Here is a 20,654-nt window from a genome sequence, read left to right as displayed (position 1 = left end):
GTAGGGCTGAGCAGGCTTAGTAAAAAGAAAACCCGGCGCGCCTGGCCGGGTTTTATGTTACTCCACAAAAATATGTGGGTAGAAACGCGAAAGATCCTGGGTGATCAGCGCGCGGTCTTCACGAATGCCAATCCCGGCAGGCTGATCGTTGATAAGCCAGCTGCCAATCAGTGTATAGCTGTCGCCAAATTTTGGCAGTGGGCAGAATTGTTGCACAATCATGCCCTCTTCACCGTACGGCCCTTCGACAGCTTCCAGCGTTTTGCCGTTCTCGATGATCGACACATTGGCGCCTTCACGAGAAAAGATCGGCTTAACAACGTATTTTTCCATCTCCGGATGCGCATCCTCTGCAAAATAAGCGGGCAGCAGGTTCGGGTGATCCGGAAACATTTCCCACAGCATAGGCAGCAACGCTTTATTGGAGATAATGCTCTTCCAGGCCGGCTCCAGCCAACGCACGCCGGCGTCTTCGAGCTTGGTAGAGAACACTTCCCGCAGCATAAATTCCCAGGGGTAGAGCTTGAACAGATTACTGATAACCTGATCCTGCAGATCGCTGAACTGGCCTTTTTCGCCCAGCCCGATATCTTCGATATAAAGGAATTCGGTTGCCAGTTCCGCCTCGGCCGCGCAGTCCTGTAAATACTGCACCGTCCCGCGATCTTCAACGGTATCGCGGCAGCAGGCGAAATGCAGCAGTTGAAAACCATGCTGCTCGCGCAGTTCCGCAAAGCGTTCAATCAACTTTTCTTGCAGGCTGTTGAACTGATCGCTGTTAGCCGGCAGGTTACCGGCATTGAGCTGATCTTCCAGCCAGATCCACTGAAAGAAGGCTGCTTCGTACAGCGATGTTGGCGTATCGGCGTTGTTTTCCAAAAGCTTAGGCTCGCCCACGCCGTCCCAGGCTAAATCGAGACGTGAATAAAGCGAAGGCTGTTGCGTCGCCCACGATTGACGCACAAAGCCCCAGGTATGCTTCGGAATACGGAACTTCGCCATCAGCTCATCGCTGGCGACGACTTTCTCCACCACTTGCAGGCACATCTGGTGCAGTTCTGCGGTCACGTCTTCGAGCTTCTCAACCTGGGCGAGCGTCAGCGTGTAATATGCCTCTTCGCACCAGTACGGTTCACCGTACATGGTGTGAAAATTGAACCCGTACTCCGTGGCTTTTTCGCGCCAGTCCGGGCGCTCAGTAATCGCGACTCTTTCCATGGCGATTAGCCGCCCATCGAACGGGTTGGCGTGCCGGAAACACGACGCTGCATGGTGTTCTGCTTCGCGACTGACTCACCAAAGCCGCCGCGAGTAACGGTGGTGGTGGTCGCCGGTTTTGGTGCCATTGCCGTTTTCGGTACGGTCATGGTTCGGCCCGGTTGAGCTGCGCCGTAACCTTTACCAGAGGCGTCAGTGTACTGGCCATAAGCCGGGCTTGCCGGATTGCGAGAACTGAACAGCGGTTGCTGGGCAAACCCTGCGCCGCCGCCCATCAGGCGGCCCATCATATAACCTGCCATTAATGGCATCCAGAAACTGCCGCTGGACTGCGCCTGCGCCTGGTTTTCCGGCGCGGTACCTGCCTGGACTGGCGTTTGCTGGCACTGGCCTTCGCCGAACTCCGCTACGCAATCTTCACGCGTGGCGTATTTCGGTGCGGTACGCTGTGCTTCTTTCATTGCGTTGTTATAGGCGGTGGTACATTCGGCGCTTTTGCCCGGATTCGCCGCCGAGCAGTCGTCGGCATTTTGATACAGAGACACTGTCTCATCGCTTTTTTCACAGCCTGCGAGCATAAACACGGCAGTGACGGCCAGCGCGACAGGCGTCAGATGGCGAGCGCCCCAGCTTTTGCGGAACGTCGCATGTTGAATGTTTTTTGTCCGTTTCATTTTTATTTACCTGGACCCCAAAGGCATTAACAGACGCTCAGGATAGAGGATGAGGGGGGGAAGTTAAAGCAAGGTGGAAGGGCCTTTACGTTGCCTTACGTAAAAACGGGGGCTGTGCGCCCCCGTGATAACAAATAACGGCTTCGCTTAGCGTTTTGCGCTGGTGCGGGCAGCGGCAGGCTGCGCATTGCCGTTGAAATTATTGACCGCAGCGGCTTGCTCTGCGTTTTCCGGCGCCACGCTTTCTGGCGAGGTGGAAACGGATTTGCCCAGCGTGTTATTCAGCGCGACCAAATCCTGCTCGTTGAGCGTACCCAGTGCAGATTTGATATTCAACTGGTTAATCAGGTAGTTGTAACGTGCACTGGAGAGTTGCTGTTTGGCGTTATACAACGTGGTGGTGGCATCCAGCACGTCAACAATGGTGCGTGTCCCCACGGAATAGCCTGCTTCCATCGCATCCAGTGAACTCTGGGCAGACACAACGGCCTGTTTATAAGCGTTGATGCTGCTAATTGAGGCATTCACGTTGTTGAAGGAGGAGCGTACGGTCTGCACGACGCTGCGGTGCGCGCTTTCCAGTTGCTCGCTTGAGCCGACAAAGTTGTACTGTGCCTGTTTCACCTGCGAGTTCACCTGGCCACCCTGATAGAGCGGAAGGGAGAAGCTCAGGCCGACTTTATTCTGGCCCGCGTCGTTATCGTCATACTGCGCGTTGTTACGGGTTTTTGAACCGCTGTACGAGGTGTTAGACACGCCGGTAGAGGCAGTTAAATCCAGCGTCGGCAGATGGCCGTCCTGTGCCTGGCGAATTTGCTCACGCGCCAGATCCTGGTTCAGACGCGCCTGCAACAGCGTCAGGTTACGGTTTTCCGCTTCTTTCAGCAGTGCATTCACCGCCTGCGGTTTTTCCGTTTTAAAGGTGTCGATGTTCAATGACGCCAGTTCCGGGTATTCATTGCCGGTAACCTGACGCAGCGATTCAAGTGCATTGTCCAGGTTGTTGCGGGCGGTGACTTCGTTAGCCAGCACGGTGTCATATTGCGAACGGGCGTTCTGTACATCAGTAATGGCGACCAGACCCACGTTAAAACGCTGGGTGGTTTGATCCAACTGACGATAGATCGACTGCTTTTGCGCTTCGGTGTAGGAAAGTGTGTCAATGGCGCTCAGCACGTTAAAATAGGCGGTAGCGGTGTTAAGGATCAGCGATTGCTGATCGGCCTGCCAGCTGACATCCTGAATACCGGCTGTTTTTTCCTGTAAGGTCAGCGCACGCCATTTCGACATATCGAAAATAGTTTGTGTTAACTGCAGGGAAGCACTGGTCGCAGAGGAGTTAACACCTTTGCTGTCGCGAAAGCCATTGCTGTATGCGTAATCTGCACCCAAACCGAGCTGAGGCAGTAACGGGCTGCGAGCTTCGTTGATTTTTTCAAATGCCGCATCGCGATCGGCGGCGGATTTACGCAGATCCGGGTTACTTAAACGCGCCTGCTGATAAACCTGCAGCAGGTTTTCTGCCTGGCTCATAGCGCTGAAGCCGGTCAGGCTCAGGCCGATAAGGAGGGGGAGCAATTTCTTCATTTGCATTCCTTGTTGTGAAGCAGTATTAGCGCTGGTCTAAATTGGAAAAATAATCGCCGATTCTACCAGAGGTTCACGGGGCTTCAGCTTGGCGTAACGTGCCATTGGCAGAAATTTGCCACAATCTATCACATCGTACTTGAAACGATAGTAAAACGGGCTTGAAATCCACAGTTTGATCATTATTTCGTATGGGATGCCGCTAATGAGTAAGCCAAAACCTTCCACAGTGACTTTCACCAAAAACGATGTAGAAATTATTGCACGCGAAACGCTGTATAGCGGTTTTTTTTCGTTGGAATTATACCGTTTTCGCCACCGTTTATTTAACGGCGGCATGAGCGGAGAAGTGCGTCGCGAAATTTTTGAACGCGGTCATGCTGCAGTCTTGCTACCCTTTGACCCAGTGCGTGATGAAGTGGTGCTGATAGAGCAGATCCGCATTGCCGCGTTCGACACCAGTGAAAGCCCGTGGCTGCTGGAAATGGTCGCCGGTATGATTGAAGAGGGCGAAACCGATGAAGATGTTGCGCGCCGCGAGGCCCAGGAAGAAGCAGGTTTGCACGTCGGGCGAGTGAAAAAAGTGTTGAGCTATTTGGCGAGTCCAGGCGGCACCAGTGAGCGCTCATCTGTATTGGTTGGCGAAGTGGACGCCACACAGGCCGAAGGTATTCATGGTTTGGTGGATGAAAACGAAGATATTCGTGTTCAGGTGGTGAGCCGGGAACAGGCTTACCAGTGGGTAGAAGAGGGGAAAATCGATAACGCAGCGTCTGTCATCGCCTTGCAATGGCTGCAGCTGCATCATGAGAGCTTACGAAACGAGTGGAAAAAATGAAGCGTTACACACCTGACTTTCCTGAAATGATGCGCCTGTGCGAAACCAATTTCGCTCAGTTGCGCCGCCTGCTGCCGCGTAATGACGAAGCGGGTGAAACAGTGAGCTATCAGGTGACCAACGCGCAATACCGGTTAACGATAGTTGAATCCACCCGCTACACTACGCTTGTGGAAATTGAACAGACAGCGCCTGCTGTCAGCTACTGGAGCCTGCCGTCCATGACGGTGCGTCTTTACCACGACGCCATGGTGGCCGAAGTGTGTTCGAGTCAGCAGATCTTTCGTTTTAAAGCGCGTTATGATTATCCGAATAAAAAGTTGCATCAACGCGACGAAAAGCATCAAATTAATCAGTTTCTGGCCGACTGGCTACGTTACTGTTTAGCACATGGAGCAATGGCGATTCCGGTTTGTTAGCGTAGTGAAACCTAAGGACACCATTTGGAAAGCCTGTTAAACCTTTCTCTGGCTGGTGAGGCCAGGGTCAGGATATTACAAATTACTGACTCTCACCTGTTTGCCGAAAAGCATGAAACGCTGTTAGGGGTCAATACCTGGGAGAGCTATAAGGCGGTACTGGACGCGATAAAAGCTCAGCAGCGTGAGTGCAATCTGATAGTCGCTACCGGCGACCTGGCACAGGATCATACCGCTGCGGCTTATCAGCACTTTGCTGAGGGCATCGCAAGCTTTAACGCGCCTTGCGTCTGGCTGCCCGGCAATCACGATTTTCAACCTGCCATGTACAGCGCGCTGCAGGACGCGGGTATATCTCCGGCGAAACGCGTTTTCGTGGGCGACCACTGGCAGATCTTATTGCTCGATAGCCAGGTCTTTGGCGTTCCGCACGGTGAACTGAGCGAATTCCAACTGGAATGGCTGGAGCAAAAGCTGGCGGATGCCCCTGAGCGTTACACTCTGTTGCTGCTTCACCATCATCCACTTCCTTCCGGCTGCAGTTGGCTTGATCAGCACAGCCTGCGCAACGCGGGTGAACTGGGCAATGTGTTGCAGCGTTTTCCAAAAGTACGCCACCTGCTATGCGGGCATATTCATCAGGAACTGGATCTCGACTGGAATGGTTGCCGCCTGCTGGCGACGCCCTCCACCTGCGTGCAGTTCAAGCCGCACTGTGCCAACTTCACGCTGGATACCATCGCGCCGGGCTGGCGCTGGCTGGATTTGTACGCAGATGGCACCTTACATACTGAAGTGTGCCGTTTGCAAAGCACGAAATTCAGTCCAGATACGGCTTCAGAAGGATACTGATGTCTACGCTTCTTTATTTGCATGGGTTTAACAGTTCGCCGCGTTCCGCTAAGGCTACGCAGCTTTCGCAATGGCTGGCGCAAAATCACCCGGAGATCGACGTTCTTGTGCCGCAACTGCCGCCTTATCCTGCGGCGGCGGCGGAACTCGTTGAATCGCTGGTGATGGCGCAGGGCGGGAAACCGCTGGGCATTGTCGGTTCATCGCTGGGGGGGTATTTTGCTACCTGGCTTTCGCAGTGCTTTATGCTGCCAGCGGTGGTGGTGAATCCGGCTGTTCGGCCGTTTGAACTGCTGGCGGATTTTCTCGGGAATAACGAGAACCCCTACACAGGGCAACAATATGTGCTAGAGTCTCGCCATATTTACGAGCTCAAAGTAATGCAAGTTGACCCGCTCGAAGCGCCGGATCTGATCTGGTTGCTACAACAAACCGGGGACGAAGTGCTGGATTACCGCCAGGCGGTGGCATACTACGACGCATGCCGCCAGACAGTAGAAGAGGGCGGAAACCACGCTTTTGTAGGCTTTGAGAATCATTTCACACAGATTATCGAGTTCCTTGGGCTGAGTTGAGCTACCGGGAAACGATGCGGTCACTATCTACGAACACACCATGACGCAATCCTATAACGCTGATGCCATAGAGGTACTCACCGGGCTTGAGCCGGTTCGCCGCCGTCCGGGGATGTACACCGATACCACGCGTCCTAACCATTTGGGTCAGGAAGTTATTGATAACAGCGTGGACGAAGCGCTGGCAGGCCACGCCAAACGCGTGGAGGTTATCCTGCATGCCGATCAATCCCTGGAAGTCATTGATGACGGGCGCGGGATGCCGGTGGATATTCACCCGGAAGAGGGCGTTCCCGCCGTTGAATTGATCCTTTGCCGCCTGCATGCGGGCGGGAAATTTTCCAATAAAAACTATCAGTTCTCCGGTGGTTTGCACGGCGTAGGGATTTCGGTGGTTAACGCCCTGTCCCGTCGGGTGGAAGTGCAGGTCAAACGTGACGGTCAGGTGTACAGTATCGCCTTTGAAAACGGCGAAAAAGTGCAGGATCTAAACGTGATCGGTTCCTGCGGCAAACGCAATACCGGTACCAGCGTCCATTTCTGGCCTGATGAGTCGTTCTTCGATAGCCCGCGTTTCTCTGTGTCCCGCCTTACGCATTTGCTGAAAGCCAAAGCAGTACTGTGCCCGGGCGTAGAGATCATTTTCAAAGATGAAGTGAACAACGCCGAACAGCGTTGGTGTTATCAGGATGGTCTGAACGATTACCTCTGCGAAGCGGTTAATGGCCTGCCGACGCTGCCGGAAAAACCGTTTATCGGTAATTTTGCCGCTGAAACCGAAGCCGTAGACTGGGCATTGTTGTGGCTGCCGGAAGGCGGTGAGCTGCTGACCGAAAGCTACGTCAACCTGATCCCGACCATGCAGGGCGGGACGCACGTCAATGGCTTGCGTCAGGGGCTGCTGGATGCGATGCGCGAATTCTGTGAATACCGAAATATTCTGCCGCGCGGCGTGAAGCTCTCAGCGGAAGATATCTGGGAGCGCTGCGCATATGTGCTGTCGGTGAAAATGCAGGATCCGCAGTTCGCCGGGCAGACCAAAGAACGTCTCTCCTCCCGCCAGTGCGCCGCGTTCGTTTCCGGCGTGGTGAAAGATGCCTTCAGCCTGTGGCTGAACCAGAATATCCAGACCGCTGAACTGCTGGCTGAGATGGCCATCTCCAGCGCACAGCGTCGTATGCGCGCCGCCAAAAAAGTGGTGCGTAAGAAACTGACCAGTGGTCCGGCGTTGCCGGGTAAGCTTGCCGATTGTACGGCGCAGGATCTGAACCGCACTGAGTTGTTCCTCGTGGAAGGTGATTCGGCGGGCGGTTCCGCCAAACAGGCGCGCGATCGTGAATATCAGGCAATCATGCCGTTAAAAGGCAAGATCCTGAACACCTGGGAAGTCTCTTCCGACGAAGTACTTGCCTCGCAGGAAGTGCATGACATATCGGTGGCGATCGGTATCGATCCGGACAGCGACGATCTCAGTCAGCTGCGTTACGGCAAGATTTGCATCCTCGCGGATGCGGACTCCGATGGTCTGCATATTGCCACGCTGCTGTGCGCACTGTTTGTGAAACACTTCCGCGCGCTGGTGAAAAATGGCCATGTCTATGTGGCGCTGCCGCCGTTGTACCGTATCGATCTGGGGAAAGAGGTCTATTACGCGCTGACGGAAGAAGAGAAGACCGGTGTGCTTGAGCAGTTAAAACGCAAAAAGGGTAAACCGAACGTGCAGCGCTTTAAAGGGCTGGGCGAGATGAACCCGATGCAGTTGCGTGAAACCACGCTGGATCCGAATACCCGCCGTCTGGTGCAGCTGATCATCAGCGATGAAGATGAACAGCAGACCAATGCCACCATGGATATGCTGCTGGCCAAGAAGCGTTCGGAAGATCGCCGTAACTGGCTGCAGGAAAAAGGCGATATGGCGGACATCGAAGCCTGATAACGTTACCCGCCCGGCAGCGCTGTGTTTGCCGGGCTTGTTACGCAGACTACCGTCTTCTGATGTTGTAAATCTCATTGTAGTCATGCTTGTCCACCCCGAAAACTGCTCCCTCTTTTAATCCTTCGTACCGTATCCATTAAATCGCGCCTTAGCGCGCCGTAGCCTGGTGGTTTTTGCGGTATTGCAACGGTGTCTCGCCAATGCCCTTTTTGAACGCGCTAATAAAGTAAGTCACGTCGGAAAAACCAACCTCATCCGCTATTTCGCTGATGCTAAGCGCACTGTGCAGCAGGCAGTCGCACGCTTTACGCAAACGAATGGTGTTCAGGTACTGAGAGATATGTTCACCGGTTTCGTAATAAAACCGGCGGGAGAGATAGCTGCGGGATTTACCTAACTCTTGCGCCAGGCGGTCCAGACTGAATTTCTGCCGGTAGTTTTCCTCAAGCCAGAACATCACTGGCGTGGCAATCCCGCTGTGCTCTTCAGGAAGTTCCTCGTTATTTTCTGGCATCATACTCAGCAGGTTGAGCAACAGGCAGGCGACCTGCTCGCCATTCAGGCTGCGGTTGTCGGCGAGTTTTGCGTAGCAACTAAACAGATGATCAATATGCGGATGGATATCGGCGGCATCCATCACTGCTGCCGCGCCGCCGCGGAGCGAAAGTCGCTGTAAACGGTGGTGATTGTGCGGGAAATCGCGCAGATGTTTAAGCACTGCGTGGTGATCGACATGAATAATGGTACGCCGGTAAATGTGCTGAGCTTGCTCATCCACCATCACTTTATGGATGGTAAACGGCGGAAAGAAAAACAGCCGTCCAGGCCGCATGGTGTACTGACGATTATCTACGATCACCACGCCAAAGCCCTCTTCCACATACAGCACCTCCAGGCACTGGTGCCAGTGGTGGTAACGCACGGTGTTGGCAAACAGTCGGCTGAACGACACGATCGCATCGTTCAGGGTGATCAGTTCAAGACGCTCTGCCTGCAGGGTGTGGCTCATAGTGCAATCATTCTCAATTTTTACCTCATTGCTTCTATTTATAAACCACGGTTTTAAATTTCCTCAACAGCGGGTTCAGGCAAATTCCGGCGGTGTGACAAAGCTAACATTTCCACTTCTGCTCCATTCACTATCCTTCAGCCACACCACGGGGAGAGCAAACAATGCAGGCGGCGGAAGTGAAAACATCAAATTTATTGTCATCCCGCGACGACGTTGTCGCTGCGTTAACAACGATGCTTGGCGCGCTGGATCGCCAGTTTCCGCAGGGCGAATCACGTTTCTCGCTGGGGGAAACCAGCGCTCACTACAGCGTTGCTATTGCTGAGATGGAAGGGCTGTCGCGGGCGTTGTGGGGGCTGTTTCCGTTGATGGCAGGCGGTGACGACGAAGCGTTTAGTCCAAAGTACCTGACTGCCATTACGCAGGGTACCGATCCGCAGAGCGCAGGCTATTGGGGCGAAACAGGCCCTTACGATCAGCGTCTGGTGGAAATGGCGGCGTATGGTCTTGGGCTGACGTTGTTGGGCGAGAGATTAACCGCGCATTTTAACGAACAACAAATCCGCAATCTGTACCAGTGGCTGAACCAGATCACCGACGCCGAAATGCCCGACAGCAACTGGAATTTTTTCGCCATTATGGTGCAACTGGGCTTTAAACGTGCCGGATTGCCCTGGGATGCGGCGGCAATTGAGCGCCGTTTTACTCTGATGGAAGCCTACTACCTGGGCGACGGCTGGTACTCCGACGGCCCTGGACGGCCAAAAGATTACTACATCTCAATGGCGTTCCATTTCTATGGTCTGATTTACGCCACCCTGAATGGCGACGACGATGCGCAGCGGGCTGATGTGATCCGCCAGCGGGCGCGCCTGTTTGCGGAGGATTTTATCTATATGTCGGCGGCGGAGGGTGAGTCGGTACCCTTTGGCCGTAGCCTGACTTATCGCTTTGCAATGGTCGCGTTCTGGAGCGCTGTGGCGTTCTCCGGGCTGGATACGTTTTCGCCTGGTGTCGTGAAGGGGGTGATCCTGCGTCATTTACGCTGGTGGTTACAGCAACCTATTTTCGATCGCGATGGCATTTTAACGCTGGGTTTTGCTTATCCCAATCTGGCGATGTGTGAGGACTATAACTCGCCTGGCTCGCCTTACTGGGCGCTGAAAGTGTTTCTTATTCTGGCGCTGCCTGCTTCGCACCCCTTCTGGCAGGCAGAAGAACTGCCGTTACCGTCGCTAGCCGCACAGCGAACGATTACCCCTGCCGGGCAGATCCTTGTGCACAGTGACCATTCGCGGCATGTCTGGATGCTTACCGCCGGTCAGCTGGAGCTGAACAACTACGTTAACACGGAGGCGAAATACACCAAGTTCGCCTATTCAAGCCGTTTCGGTTTCACCATTGAACGAGGGCGCTATGGCCTGAAACATGCGGCCTGCGACTCTATGTTGCTGCTCAGCGAGGGCGATAACTATTTTCGCGGCCGCCGCGAATGCGAAGAGGTGATCGTCAGTTCGCAGGCCATTTTCTCCCGCTGGTCGCCTTGGCATGACGTGCATATTGCCAGTTGGCTGATTCCTTGTGGCGACTGGCACCTGCGCGTGCATTGCGTCGATTCCGCCCGCCATTTACAGAGCGTCGAAGGAGGATTCGCCGTCCTTAACGCGCCCCCTCGTTGTGAGCAGGGCCGCAGCCTGGTAGTGGCTGAAAATGGCGTCAGCGGCATTTATGCCCTGGCAGGCGGCATGGCGCGTGAGGCGGACTGCGTGGTCACGCCGCCGAACAGCAGCATCATGTTTGCGCCCTGTGCTGCCATCCCCGTATTGCGCGGGGATATCGCCCCTGGCCGCCACTGGATGGCCTGTGCGGTGCAGGCAGCAATAACCGAAGTGGCGTTTGATCCTCATATTCCGCAACTGCAAATAGAAGAACAGGCGCTGGTTATTACGCAGCCTGGTAAAGAAAAGATGGTCATTGCTTTTTAATTCCCGGTTGCCGACCGGGGGCTGAACTCTGAACCCTATACGCTTCGTCGAGGATAGTATGGAAAAGATCGCTATCAACACTAAAACCGAATATTACAAAATCAGTTCGTTTATATTCCTCTACTTTTTCACCTGGTCGGCAAGCATTGGTTTGCTGGCAATCTGGCTGGGGCAAAAGGCGAACCTTAGCGGTACGGTCATTGGTACCGTCTTTGCCGTTAACGGTATTTTTTCGGTGATCCTCAAACCGATTTATGGCTATATCCTGGATAAAATCGGCATGAGCAAATACCTGCTCTATTTTGTGGTGCTGATGTCAGCACTGATGGCACCGTTCTTTATTTATGTCTATCAGCCATTACTTATCTCCAATACCCTGTTGGGAATTGTTGTCGGGGCAATTTATTTAAGTTTTGCCTGGTATGCCGGGGTGGCGGCTTGTGAATCGTATACCGATCGCTACAGTCGGTTAAACGGTATGGAGTTCGGGCAAATTCGGATGTGGGGCTCACTCGGCTGGGCCGTGGCTTCTTCCTTTTCTGGCCTGCTGTTTAACCTCTCGCCGGCATATAACTTCATTATGGGATCGGTGGCCTCGCTCATTATGCTGGGGGTATTGCTAAGCCTGAAAGTGAATGTGCATGCAGCACATGCCGGCGAAGTGTTAGCAAAAGAGAAAATCGTGCCGGCAGATGTCTATGCATTACTCCGTAACCGCAAATTCTGGGCCTTCTGCCTGTATGTTGCTGGTGTGGCGTGGATGATGTTTATTGCTGAGCAACAGTTTTCTCGGTATTTCGTCACCTTTTTCGATGATATTCACCAGGGGAATGCCGTATTCGGTTATCTGGGAACCGTTCAGTCTGGCATGGAATTCGTCATGTATATGGTGATCCCACTTTTCGTGAATTTCATAGGTGCCAAACGCGGCTTGCTAATTGTTGGCACGGTGGTGGGTGCGCGGTTGATTATTTCCGGATTGTGCGAATCGCACCTGCTTATTTCTGTACTTAAACCATTGTACGGTCTGGAGATCTGCCTGCTGCTGGTTTCAGTCTTTAAATATATTGCCGAGCATTTTGATAAGCGTGTCAACGCCACCATGTATTTGCTCGGTTATCAGGCGATGCTGTACGTCGGTAATGTTGTGGTTTCTTCACCGGCCGGAATTTTGTATGACCGGATCGGCTTTGAACATACCTACATCATTATGGGAGGAATTGCGCTGCTGTTTACCCTGATTTCTTTCTTTACGTTATCTGCCTGCCAGAGCAAATGGCGTCACAACGGCCCGCTGGATATTGCGCGAAATAATGCGACACGTTAATGGCTGATCTTATTTTCTGTAAAAAGAAGGAACCGAAATATGTTAAGTAAAATCGTTGAGGAAACGTTACGCGACTATCCTGGCGCTGCGATTGATGTGCAGACCTTTAAAGATGAACTGGATTCCGCGCGGGCGCACACCCTTGAACTGATTCGCCGTCATTTAACGGAATTCGGTGATCGTTTTCCCGCCGAAACGTGTGTGCAAGGCTATTATCCTTTAACCGATAATATCGAGTGGACCACCAGTTTCTGGACCGGGCAATTATGGCTGGCGTGGGAAATGAGCGGAGATGAACAATTCCGCGCGCTGGCGGAACGCCATGTTCGTTCCTTTGGCATGCGTATTGCCGGACGGCATGACACTAACACCCATGATCTCGGCTTCTTATATACCCTCTCCTGTGTGGCGGGCTGGCGGCTGACCGGCAACCGCGACGCGCGCGGTTTCGCCTTGCTGGCGGCCGAGGCGCTGCTTGAGCGTTTCCATCAACAAGCGCAGATCATTCAGGCTTGGGGTGATCTGGCCGATCCCGAACAGGCGGGGCGCATGATCATCGACTGCAATATGAACCTGCCATTGCTCTATTGGGCGACGGAACAAACCGGGGATCGCCGTTTTGCCGACGCGGCAGTTGCCCACGTCAGACAAGCCGCGAAGTACCTTATCCGTGAAGATGCCTCGACGTTTCATACCTACTATATGGACGTGCAAACCGGCGCACCCAGGTACGGTAACACCCAACAAGGCTATGCAGATGATTCCTGCTGGTCGCGGGGCCAGGCGTGGGGGATTTACGGTTTTCTGCTGAGCTTTATCTACACCGGCGATAAAGAGATGGTGGCGTTGTCGAAGCGACTGGCGAATTATTTTCTCAATCGTCTGCCAGAAGATGCGGTCTGCCACTGGGATCTGGCGCTGGTGGGCAGCGATGCGCTGCGCGACTCCTCTTCGGCGGCAATTGCCGTGTGCGGTTTGCTGGAGCTGATTAAGCACTTGCCGATCACTGACACGGATCGCGCCCGTTACCAGCAGTGGGCCATGCAGATCATGTCATCGTTAGGCAAGCACTACCTGGCGGGCAAAAACGAGGCCACAAACGGGTTGCTCAAACACTCGGTATACCATTTATCGGGCAACAAAGGGGTGGATGAGTGTTGTAGCTGGGGGGACTATTTTTACGTGGAGGCGCTGGCGCGTTTTTCGCAAAGCTGGAAACTGTACTGGTAAGCGAGGCATTCCCTCTCCCGTCAGGGAGAGGGCAGAGAAACTCACAGACCCGGTTCGAGAATACGGATATGGGTTTCCAGAACATCCCCTTTTACAGCTTCACTCCACGCCTTCATGTGTGGCGTTTGCAGGTGTGCTTCAAGGTGAGCCACGCTTTCCCACATTTCGACCATTGTGATGGAGTCCGGCGCGGTGGCCTGAAAGCTAACGTCCGCCGCATGATCGACCAGCGGCGCATAGCCGTGGCAACCCTCTTCCTGCAACACCACCGGCACAATCTTCGCGAACTGATCGAGTACCGCCTGGCGGTGATGCTGACCTGGACGGGTACGGATTTCTGCAATTACTGTCAACATGATTTCACTACTCCCTTTAGATCCAGCTTCACAGTTAAGCAAAAATCTCGGCTAGATGCTTGCGATATTCTGCTACGGAACGCGGGACATCCGGCATTTTGATCACATCGTTCGTAATAAAGGTGGGCAGCGCATCCATACCCAGGAACTGGTTAGCTTTATGGAACGGCAGATAAACCCCATCGACTCCTACGCCATGAAAAAATTGCGCTTTATCGGTAAAGGCTTCCATTGGCGCATTCCATGTCAGCGACAACATATAAGTCTTGCCCTGCAGTAACCCGCCGGAACCGTATTTCTTCGAGGCGTCTGAACGTGTGCGGCCATCGCTGGCATACAGCGAACCGTGGCCTTCAGTGAACACATCATCCATATATTTTTTTACCGTCCATGGGGCACCCATCCACCAGCCAGGCATTTGCCAGATCAGGGTGTCGGCCCACAGGAAATTTTGCACTTCTGCTTTCACGTCATAGTCACTGTCGGCACGTACGGTACGGACATCGTGCCCGAGGTCGCGCAGAAAACTCTCCGCGACTTCGGTCAGGGTGTCGTTGAGTTGACCATTGGAGTGGGCAAATTTCTTCGCGCCATTGATAATCAGAATATTGCTCATGAAAATTCCTCAAGTAAATGTCTTTGCCGCTTATGTTACGCCTAACGATAGGGCTGTTTAATTGGCAAAATGTGCAAAGACTTTTGCTTTCAGAGCAATAATTAAGCTACCAGCGTATCTGTGCCATGAACCCGCCTTGTGGATGGTTGCCAAACGTCACCGTCATTTGATGCAGCCTGGCGATACGCTGCACAATCGACAAACCCAGCCCGCTACCCGTTTCTGTTTGCCCTGGCGGGCGGTAAAAACGTTCCCCTACGCGTGCCAGCGCTTCATCGCTAATACCGGGGCCATTATCCCGCACGCTGAACCCATTCGCGTCCAGTGTGACATCCACCGTGCTGCCCGGCGGGCTATAGCGAATGGCATTATCCAGCAGGTTACGCACCAGCAGACTCAGCAATAGCGGCTGCGCCTGACGGCTGACGGACGCCACGTGAAGATGCAAACGGACCTCAATGCCTGACTGCTGTGCAGGCAGGTAACTGTCCATCACAGCCGATTGCAGTAATGCAGCCAGCGGGACGGTTTCAATATCATCAAGGTTATTCAGCGAGTCCAGTCGGGAAAGGGTCAGTAACTGCTCCACCAGGCGGCTGGCGCGATCGATACCCACATGCAACTGGCGAAGCGCTTTTCCCCGGGCCTGCGGATCGTCGTCCGAAAGCTGGGCAACTTCGGTCTGCACTTTCAGGGCCGCAAGCGGGCTACGAAGTTCGTGGGCGGCATCCGAGGTAAAACGCCGTTCACGCCGCATCATGGTGAGAGTACGGGCAAATAACTGGTTGAGTGACTCCACCAACGGGCGTACTTCACCCGGTACGCCTGCGGTACTGAGCGGTTCAGCACTTTCAGGCGCGCGCCGCTTGAGGGCCTGCGCCAGTTTTTCCAGCGGGCGCAGTTCAAGACTCAGCAGCACAATCAGCAAGATTAGCATCAACGGTAGTGCGACCAGCCACGGTGTAAGCTGCGACGTGATAATGTCCAGCGCCATCTCCTGGCGGTAGTCCCACTCCTGGCCCACGACAATGCGAAAGCGCGTATCTTCGGCGGTCAGCCACAGAAAGCGCCATTTGTCATCATCATCACGCAGATGACCATTATCAAAACCGTCGCGGTGATAGTCATAAACAATGTCTTTACCATTTTCGCCATCGTTGAGCAGCATTTTGCCATCAGTGGAATAGATGGCGAACGCCAGCGCGTCATCATCAAGATGCCCGTGTTTCAGCTTTTGATGGGTGAGCTGCGGCGCGGTTTTTTTTAACTGATCAAACTCCATCACGCTCAGCCGTTTGGCGAACAGCATTTGTTGCGTGTCGAACAGCTTATCGAGCTTATCGCGGGTTTGCTGCCAGGCCACAACGCTGGCGCACAGCCAGGCCGCCATCGACAACAATAAAAACAGCAGTGTCAGGCGCAAACGCAGGCTTAACTGGCGAAACTGTTTCATGCGTCTCCCAACGTATAACCGATACCGTGAACGGTACGAATGAAAGCGGTACCCAATTTGCGTCGCAGATGATGCACATGCACTTCTACGGCGTTACTGGTGACGTCATCATCCCAGTTATAGAGTTTTTCTTCGATTAACTGACGCGGCAGTACACGCCCGACGTTGCGCAGTAGTAGCTCCAGCAGGGCAAATTCTTTCGGTTTAAGCTGTAGGGGGGCACCATCCAGCGTGGCGACATGGCTTACCGGATCCAGCATCACTTCACCGTGGCTGAGTGTACTTTGCGTTTGACCGTGGGTACGACGAACCAGCACTTCCAGCCTCGCAGCGACCTCGATAAGCGCAAAGGGTTTGCACAAGTAATCATCGGCGCCCAGACGCAGGCCTTCGACACGTTGATTAATGGCGTCGCGTGCGGTGAGGATCAGCACCGGCTCGACCCGTTTTTGGCTGCGCCAGTCGCGCAGAATATCCAGCCCATCTATACCCGGTAGCGTTAAGTCGAGGATCACGGCATCGTAAGGGGCGGTAAACAGTGCGGCTTTCCCCTGTTTACCGTCAGTAAACCAGTCGATGCTAAATCCCTTTTTGCTCAACCCGGCTTTGATCCCATCGCCGATGAGCGTGTCGTCCTCGATCAGTAAAATACGCACAACGCCTCCGTTTCCTCTCGCTTTTATGGCAATAAAACCGCTGACAGCGGGCAATGTACAGCAAAAAAATTATCTTTTTACCCTTTAAGAAATCGTTAAGAACTGTCGGGTTAAATGGTCGCAAACCACAGGAAAAAGGGAGAAGAAAATGAAAAAGACAGCGGCAATCCTTGCTGTACTCGCCATATGTTCCGCGCCGGCTTTCGCCGCAAACCAGGGCGGTTTTACCGGGCCGGCAACCACGCAACAGAGCGGCGGATTCACCGGGCCAGACGGCAGCAAAGCCACCGTCGAAAGCGCAAAATCGTTGCGTGATGATGCCTGGGTAACGCTGCGCGGTAATATTGTTGAGCGCGTCTCTGATGACACCTATTTATTCAAGGATGCGACCGGCACCATAAATGTTGATATCAACCGTAAGCGCTGGAACGGCGTTACCGTAGGACCGCAGGATACGGTTGAGATCCAGGGGGAAGTGGATAAAGACTGGAACTCGGTAGAAATCGACGTCAAAGAGATACGTAAAGTCGCGCAGTAAGCGGCGATAACGTGTGAAAAAATCGCGCATCGCTATGACTCCTCGCCGCAGATAAGGTAGTATCTGCGGCAATATTGCCGCCGTACAGGCTGGCGCATATGTTGAGGAATCACGATTAATGAGCGATATGGCAGAGCGCCTTGCGCTGCATGAATTTACGGAAAACGCCTACCTGAACTACTCCATGTACGTCATCATGGATCGTGCGTTGCCGTTTATCGGTGATGGCCTGAAACCTGTTCAGCGCCGCATCGTTTACGCAATGTCTGAACTGGGGCTGAACGCCAGCGCCAAGTTCAAAAAATCGGCCCGTACCGTGGGTGACGTTTTGGGTAAATATCACCCGCATGGCGACAGTGCCTGTTACGAAGCTATGGTGCTGATGGCGCAGCCGTTCTCCTACCGTTATCCGCTGGTTGATGGCCAGGGTAACTGGGGTGCGCCGGATGATCCCAAGTCCTTCGCCGCCATGCGTTATACCGAATCCCGCCTGTCGAAATACGCCGAGTTACTGCTGAGCGAACTGGGCCAGGGCACCGTTGACTGGGTGCCGAACTTCGACGGTACGCTGCAGGAGCCGAAAATGCTGCCTGCGCGTCTGCCGAACATTTTGCTGAACGGCACCACCGGTATTGCGGTGGGGATGGCGACAGATATTCCGCCGCATAACTTGCGTGAAGTCGCCAATGCGGCCATTACCCTGATTGAACAACCAAAAACCACCCTCGACCAGTTGCTGGATATCGTGCAGGGGCCGGATTATCCGACCGAAGCGGAAATCATCACTTCGCGCGCGGAAATCCGCAAAATCTACCAGAACGGTCGCGGGTCGGTGCGCATGCGCGCCGTATGGAAAAAAGAAGATGGCGCGGTGGTGATTACAGCTCTGCCTCACCAGGTTTCCGGCGCGCGTGTGCTGGAACAAATCGCCGCGCAAATGCGCAATAAAAAGTTGCCGATGGTCGATGATCTGCGTGATGAGTCAGATCATGAAAACCCGACGCGTCTGGTGATCGTGCCGCGCTCCAATCGTGTTGATATGGAACAGGTGATGAACCATCTGTTTGCCACGACCGATCTGGAAAAAAGCTACCGTATTAACCTCAATATGATCGGTCTGGATGGGCGCCCGGCGGTGAAAAATCTGCTGGAGATCCTCACCGAATGGCTGACGTTCCGCCGTGATACGGTGCGCCGCCGCCTCAATCATCGTCTGGATAAAGTGCTCAAGCGCCTGCATATCCTTGAAGGTTTGCTGGTCGCGTTCCTCAATATCGACGAAGTGATTGAGATTATCCGTACTCAGGATGAGCCGAAGCCAGCCCTGATGTCGCGTTTCGGCATCAGTGAAACCCAGGCTGAAGCGATCCTGGAGTTAAAACTGCGCCATCTCGCCAAACTGGAAGAGATGAAAATCCGTGGTGAGCAGGACGAGCTGGCGAAAGAGCGCGATCAACTGCAGGCGATCCTCGCTTCCGAGCGCAAGATGAACAACCTGCTGAAAAAAGAGCTGCAGGCTGATGCCGATGCATTTGGTGATGATCGTCGCTCCCCACTGCATGAGCGCGAAGAAGCCAAAGCGATGAACGAGCACGATATGCTGCCGTCAGAGCCAGTGACCATTGTGCTGTCGCAAATGGGCTGGGTGCGTAGCGCCAAAGGCCACGATATCGACGCGCAAGGGCTGAGCTATAAAGCGGGCGATAGCTGGAAAGCGTCGGCAAAAGGCAAGAGCAATCAGCCGGTGGTGTTTATTGATACCACCGGACGCAGTTATGCCATTGACCCGATTACGCTGCCTTCTGCCCGTGGCCAGGGCGAGCCGTTAACCGGCAAACTGACGCTGCCGCCAGGTGCGACCGTTGAACATATGGTCATGAGCAACGAGGAGCAGAAACTGCTGATGGCCTCCGATGCAGGTTATGGTTTTGTCTGCACCTTTAACGACTTAGTGGCACGTAACCGCGCCGGTAAAACGTTGATTAGCCTGCCGGATAACGCCAAGGTCATGCCACCGCTGGAGATCCACAACGACGACGATATGCTGCTGGCCATTACCACGGCCGGTCGCATGTTAATGTTCCCGGTTAGCGATCTGCCGCAGTTGTCGAAAGGTAAGGGCAACAAGATCATTGGGATCCCGTCTGCAGATGCGGTCAGCGGTGCCGATGGACTTGCACACCTCTATCTGCTGCCGCCGCAGAGTACGCTGACCATTCACGTGGGTAAACGCAAAATCAAACTGCGTCCTGAAGAGCTGCAAAAAGTGCAGGGCGAACGCGGGCGTCGCGGTACGCTGATGCGTGGCTTGCAGCGTATCGATCGCGTTGAGATTGATTCCCCTTCACGCCCGGGCGCGGGCGACAGCGAAGAGTAATCTGCCTGAGCGTGTCCCTGTCCGTCGCGGGGACACGTTTCTCATTAAAATTTCCCGTAAAAGCGTTGTTAATTCGGCAATTGCGATTAACAATACGCTTTTTTAAAGGCCGCATAACACAAAAGCCCAGGCCAGTTGCTGGCTCATCGTGGCGCCGCCAGCCCCAGCATAATGCCGCTGGCGTGTATATAATGCTCAAAGGTATGGGCTTCAGAGGTCGCTATGCTATTCATTTTTCGCGTAATAATTGTCGTTATTTATTCCATTCTGGTGTGTCTATTCGGCTCCATTTACTGCCTGTTCAGTCCGCGTAACCCGAAACATGTCGCCACCTTCGGTCATATGTTTGGTCGCCTGGCACCGGTGTTTGGCCTGAAAGTGGAACTCCGCCTGCCGCCGGATGCTGACAAGTTTGGTAACGCTATCTATATCGCTAACCATCAGAACAATTACGACATGGTAACGGCGTCCAGTATTGTGCTGCCGCCAACCGTGACTGTGGGTAAAAAGAGCCTGTTGTGGATCCCCTTTTTCGGCCAGCTTTACTGGCTGACCGGCAACCTGCTTATCGATCGTAATAACCGTGCTAAAGCGCATGGCACCATTGCCGAAGTGGTGAAGCAGATCCAGAAACGGAATATCTCTATCTGGATGTTCCCGGAAGGCACCCGTAGCCGTGGCCGTGGTCTGTTGCCGTTCAAAACCGGCGCGTTCCACGCTGCAATTGCTGCCGGTGTGCCGATCATTCCGGTCTGCGTCTCTAATACGTCGAACAAGATCAACCTTAACCGCCTGCGTAACGGGCTGGTGATTGTTGAGATGCTGCCGCCTGTGGATGTTTCCCGGTTCGGTAAAGATCAGGTGCGTGAGTTATCCACCCATTGCCGTGAACTGATGGCGAAGAAAATTGAAGAGCTCGATAAAGAAGTGGCTGAGCGTGAAGCCGCCGGTCGGGTTTAACCTGTTGTTGTCAACCAAGACCGCAGGCAGTGATGCCTGCGGCGC

19 protein-coding genes are annotated in these 20,654 nt (G+C 53.8%); 11 read left to right on the top strand and 8 right to left on the bottom strand.

The genetic code is table 11. The annotated features are described in order from the left end of the window. Nucleotides 1-57: 57 nt before the first annotated feature. The 3 genes from RTX30_RS14455 to tolC form a co-directional block, all read right to left on the bottom strand. On the bottom strand, nt 58-1,218 hold the full coding sequence (locus RTX30_RS14455) for a glutathionylspermidine synthase family protein (RefSeq protein WP_312690853.1): 1,161 nt from the start codon (nt 1,216-1,218) through the stop codon (nt 58-60). A gap of 5 nt (nt 1,219-1,223) precedes the next feature. Further along, nucleotides 1,224-1,892 carry a DUF1190 family protein gene (locus RTX30_RS14450; protein ID WP_312690852.1) on the bottom strand — a complete coding sequence of 223 codons (669 nt, stop codon included), beginning with the start codon at nt 1,890-1,892 and terminating at the stop codon, nt 1,224-1,226. A 147-nt stretch (nt 1,893-2,039) separates the two neighbouring features. After that, nucleotides 2,040-3,479: an outer membrane channel protein TolC gene (gene tolC, locus RTX30_RS14445; protein WP_312690851.1), complete on the bottom strand. Its 1,440-nt coding sequence runs from the start codon at nt 3,477-3,479 to the stop codon at nt 2,040-2,042. A gap of 205 nt (nt 3,480-3,684) precedes the next feature. Here tolC and nudF point away from each other — a divergent pair, with 205 nt between their 5' ends. The 5 genes from nudF to parE are packed head-to-tail and all read left to right on the top strand — an operon-like array spanning nt 3,685 to nt 8,096. Beyond that, a complete protein-coding gene (nudF, locus tag RTX30_RS14440) occupies nt 3,685-4,317 on the top strand; it encodes an ADP-ribose diphosphatase (protein WP_312690850.1) in 633 nt (210 codons plus the stop codon). Beyond that, nucleotides 4,314-4,736 carry a DUF1249 family protein gene (locus RTX30_RS14435; protein ID WP_312690849.1) on the top strand — a complete coding sequence of 141 codons (423 nt, stop codon included), beginning with the start codon at nt 4,314-4,316 and terminating at the stop codon, nt 4,734-4,736. Before nudF ends, RTX30_RS14435 begins: the two co-directional genes overlap by 4 nt. A 24-nt stretch (nt 4,737-4,760) precedes the next feature. Next, nucleotides 4,761-5,588, top strand: coding sequence for a 3',5'-cyclic-AMP phosphodiesterase (cpdA, locus tag RTX30_RS14430; protein ID WP_312690848.1), 828 nt, complete (start codon nt 4,761-4,763; stop codon nt 5,586-5,588). Beyond that, nucleotides 5,588-6,163 (top strand): esterase YqiA, encoded by a 576-nt coding sequence (gene yqiA / locus RTX30_RS14425; protein WP_312690847.1) that lies wholly within the window; start codon nt 5,588-5,590, stop codon nt 6,161-6,163. Before cpdA ends, yqiA begins: the two co-directional genes overlap by 1 nt. Nucleotides 6,164-6,203: 40 nt before the next feature. Beyond that, nucleotides 6,204-8,096 carry a DNA topoisomerase IV subunit B gene (gene parE, locus RTX30_RS14420; protein WP_312690846.1) on the top strand — a complete coding sequence of 631 codons (1,893 nt, stop codon included), beginning with the start codon at nt 6,204-6,206 and terminating at the stop codon, nt 8,094-8,096. A gap of 151 nt (nt 8,097-8,247) precedes the next feature. Here parE and RTX30_RS14415 read toward each other — a convergent pair whose 3' ends face one another. Continuing rightward, nucleotides 8,248-9,108 carry an AraC family transcriptional regulator gene (locus tag RTX30_RS14415; RefSeq protein ID WP_312690845.1) on the bottom strand — a complete coding sequence of 287 codons (861 nt, stop codon included), beginning with the start codon at nt 9,106-9,108 and terminating at the stop codon, nt 8,248-8,250. A gap of 164 nt (nt 9,109-9,272) precedes the next feature. Between RTX30_RS14415 and RTX30_RS14410 the strand changes: the two genes are divergently transcribed. The 3 genes from RTX30_RS14410 to RTX30_RS14400 are packed head-to-tail and all read left to right on the top strand — an operon-like array spanning nt 9,273 to nt 13,653. Continuing rightward, complete coding sequence (locus tag RTX30_RS14410; protein ID WP_312690844.1) at nt 9,273-11,096, top strand: DUF2264 domain-containing protein; 1,824 nt, start codon at nt 9,273-9,275, stop codon at nt 11,094-11,096. A gap of 58 nt (nt 11,097-11,154) precedes the next feature. Beyond that, a complete protein-coding gene (locus RTX30_RS14405; protein ID WP_312690843.1) occupies nt 11,155-12,423 on the top strand; it encodes an oligosaccharide MFS transporter in 1,269 nt (422 codons plus the stop codon). A gap of 39 nt (nt 12,424-12,462) precedes the next feature. Beyond that, nucleotides 12,463-13,653, top strand: a complete 1,191-nt coding sequence (locus RTX30_RS14400; RefSeq protein WP_312690842.1) for a glycoside hydrolase family 88 protein — start codon at nt 12,463-12,465, stop codon at nt 13,651-13,653. 41 nt (nt 13,654-13,694) lie between these two features. On the opposite strand, the gene RTX30_RS14395 is transcribed toward RTX30_RS14400, so the two are convergent. From RTX30_RS14395 to qseB, 4 genes are all read right to left on the bottom strand, one after another. Further along, nucleotides 13,695-14,009, bottom strand: coding sequence for a putative quinol monooxygenase (locus tag RTX30_RS14395; protein WP_312690841.1), 315 nt, complete (start codon nt 14,007-14,009; stop codon nt 13,695-13,697). Nucleotides 14,010-14,043: 34 nt separating this feature from the next. Beyond that, on the bottom strand, nt 14,044-14,625 hold the full coding sequence (locus tag RTX30_RS14390; protein ID WP_312690840.1) for an NAD(P)H-dependent oxidoreductase: 582 nt from the start codon (nt 14,623-14,625) through the stop codon (nt 14,044-14,046). A gap of 106 nt (nt 14,626-14,731) precedes the next feature. Continuing rightward, nucleotides 14,732-16,078, bottom strand: a complete 1,347-nt coding sequence (qseC, locus tag RTX30_RS14385; protein WP_312690839.1) for a quorum sensing histidine kinase QseC — start codon at nt 16,076-16,078, stop codon at nt 14,732-14,734. Continuing rightward, a complete protein-coding gene (gene qseB, locus RTX30_RS14380; RefSeq protein WP_312690838.1) occupies nt 16,075-16,734 on the bottom strand; it encodes a quorum sensing response regulator transcription factor QseB in 660 nt (219 codons plus the stop codon). The genes qseC and qseB overlap by 4 nt, the downstream gene beginning before the upstream one ends. A gap of 148 nt (nt 16,735-16,882) precedes the next feature. On the opposite strand from qseB, the gene RTX30_RS14375 reads away from it, so the two are divergent. From RTX30_RS14375 to plsC, 3 genes are all read left to right on the top strand, one after another. Further along, nucleotides 16,883-17,272: a YgiW/YdeI family stress tolerance OB fold protein gene (locus RTX30_RS14375; RefSeq protein ID WP_312690837.1), complete on the top strand. Its 390-nt coding sequence runs from the start codon at nt 16,883-16,885 to the stop codon at nt 17,270-17,272. A 118-nt stretch (nt 17,273-17,390) separates the two neighbouring features. Next, complete coding sequence (parC, locus tag RTX30_RS14370) at nt 17,391-19,649, top strand: DNA topoisomerase IV subunit A (protein ID WP_312690836.1); 2,259 nt, start codon at nt 17,391-17,393, stop codon at nt 19,647-19,649. 222 nt (nt 19,650-19,871) lie between these two features. After that, on the top strand, nt 19,872-20,609 hold the full coding sequence (gene plsC, locus RTX30_RS14365) for a 1-acylglycerol-3-phosphate O-acyltransferase (RefSeq protein WP_312690835.1): 738 nt from the start codon (nt 19,872-19,874) through the stop codon (nt 20,607-20,609). The last annotated feature ends 45 nt before the right edge of the window (nt 20,610-20,654 follow it).

Source organism: Kosakonia sp., assembly GCF_032052965.1.
In the GTDB taxonomy this organism is placed as follows: Bacteria; Pseudomonadota; Gammaproteobacteria; order Enterobacterales; family Enterobacteriaceae; genus Kosakonia.
Note: the sequence above shows the minus strand (reverse complement) of the source record. Positions and strands in the feature narration are given on the sequence as shown.